General features: G+C 50.6%; 2 protein-coding genes. One reads left to right on the forward strand and one right to left on the reverse strand.

Annotation, left to right across the window (positions count from 1 at the left end; translation table 11 throughout):
* Window positions 1-633, forward strand: a 633-nt coding sequence (locus ABYP73_RS12895; RefSeq protein WP_372974604.1) for an adenylate/guanylate cyclase domain-containing protein, incomplete at its 5' end; no start/stop codon positions are given.
* Between the two features lie 53 nt (window positions 634-686).
* On the opposite strand, the gene ABYP73_RS12900 is transcribed toward ABYP73_RS12895, so the two are convergent.
* Window positions 687-2,246: glycoside hydrolase family 3 C-terminal domain-containing protein (locus tag ABYP73_RS12900; RefSeq protein ID WP_372974605.1), on the reverse strand; the 1,560-nt coding region annotated here is incomplete at its 5' end.

The following is a 2,246-nucleotide window of genomic DNA, read 5'->3' on the forward strand; positions in this document are numbered from 1 at the left end:
GAGAACAATATCCTGAAGATGTATGTGGATGAAAATGTGCTCAATTTTATGGGGCGGAAGGAATTCGAATCCGCCGTCATGGCCAACGAGAATATCCAGGCCACGGTCATGTTCATCGATGTGTGCGGATTCACAGCCTTGAGCGAGACAAACAGTGCAGATTCTGTGGTGAATATGCTCAACTCCTATTTTGACGCCATGGTGAAGGAGATCATAGCCCAGGAAGGTTATATCGATAAATTCATGGGAGATGCGGTCATGGCGGTTTTCAGGGGGGATTATCACCTGGACCGCGCCCTGGATGCCGCCCTGGCGGTAAGGCAACAGATCAGTAAACTTCCTGAGATCAAGGAGATGGGCGGATACCGGCCCAGTGTCTCCATCGGGATCAACAGCGGGGAGATGGTCTCGGGGAATATCGGGTCCTCCAGCCTGAAACGGCTCGATTTTACCGTGATCGGGGATGCAGTGAACACGGCAGCCCGACTGGAGTTTGCAGCTGAGGAGAACCAGATCCTGATCCCTGAGGAGTGCTACCTAAAGATCAAGGAAGCCTTTGAATGCAAAAAAGTAGGCGAGGTACAACTCAAAAACAAGAAAAAGAGTATCACGGTATATGAGGTTTTGGCGTAGTTGAACGCTTCTCTGTCCTAAGGTTATTTAGCCTTGTTGTTCTTGTCTTTTCACTATTCCTGAATCTGGAACTCCCCTTTCAGCCGGATATCACGTGAAGATGTCCCCACCTGAATTTCATAAGTGCCTTCTTCCAATTTCCATGCGGATGCATCTTCATCCCAGTAGCTCAACTCCGAAAGAGGAACGTTCATGGTAATCTCTGTGGACTCCCCCGGGGCCAGTACCCTGGTTTTGGTAAAGGCTTTCAGTTCCTTCTCAGGCCTGTCTATACCCGAATCTGATTTTCCAACATAGAGTTGGACGACTTCCTTGCCCGAGACCTCACCGGTATTGCGTACAGCCAGCTTTACGATCATAGCACCATTTTCAGTTGTATGGCTCAGGGAGTCGAGTTCAAAGGTTGTGTATGAAAGGCCATACCCGAATGGGTAGGAAACATCGAGGCCTTTTTTATCGAAATGGCGATAGCCTATATAAATCCCTTCCTCATACACAGTAAAATCGACATTGGGTTCTTTTTCTGATTCCTCTTTTTCAGCAGGAGGGAAAATGAGGTCCGTCATGCTCATGGGTCGGCCATCCAATGGGAAATTCGCATGGGAAGCATGGTCGCTTAGTTTTATCGGAAAGGTCATGGGGAGTTTTCCGCTGGGATTTACCTTTCCGCTCAGGATATCTGCCACAGAGTTCCCGCCTTCCTGTCCGCCCTGCCAGGCCAGGAGGATGGCATCGGCCAGGCTTTTCCAGCTGGCCGTTTCGATCACTCCTCCAATATTGAGGACTACTACTACGGGTTTACCCGCTTTGTGGAATGCCTCGTTCGCCAATTCGAGCATGGCCCTTTCCTCGGCCTTGAGCAGGAAATCGTCCTTTTCCCGACGGTCTCCCCCTTCCCCGCTGTTGCGGCCGATGGTGATCACGGCTACATCACTCTCGGCAGCGATCTTCTCCATTTGTTCTTTGGTGTAGATAAGTTCCGGTGGATTGTAGGGTTCGAACATGGCATTGATGCCTTCAGGTTTTACGAATTCTTCGGAATTTGCTTTTTTATGTAAATCGTAGGCTTCCTTTGCGATGGGTGTAATCTTAAAAGACGAGCTGCTGAACCCTTCTTCCCGGTTTGCCCCTGTGTTCCGGAGTCCTTCTTCCAGGGAAACGGAATAAGCTTCATTTACATCTCCGGATCCGGTACCCCCCGCGATAAAGTCATAGGAGGTTACCCCGAGCAGGGCGATGTTGCTGATGTCCTTCAACGGAAGGACACCATTATTCTTGAGCAAGACCATGCCCTCAGCAGCGGAGTTTCTCGTGATCTCCGCATGGGCCGTCAGGTCTGGATCATTGGTGTAGGACGCTCCTTTCATATTGCCTGATTTGAAAACCAGTTCCAGGATACGTCTCACCGAGGTGTCGATCTCGGCCTCAGACAGGGTCCCGTTCTCCTGTCCTTCGATCAGGGCGTTCCATTGCCTTTTTGTACCGGGTTCCAGCAGGTCATTTCCTGCCTTGATCATGGCCACGGCGTCATTGCCCCCAAACCAGTCGGACATAACCAGACCCTGGAACCCCCAGTCGTTTCTGAGAACATCGGTCAGCAATTCACGGCTCTC

This window comes from Muriicola sp., from assembly GCF_041567615.1.
Taxonomy (GTDB): Bacteria; Bacteroidota; Bacteroidia; order Flavobacteriales; family Flavobacteriaceae; genus Muriicola.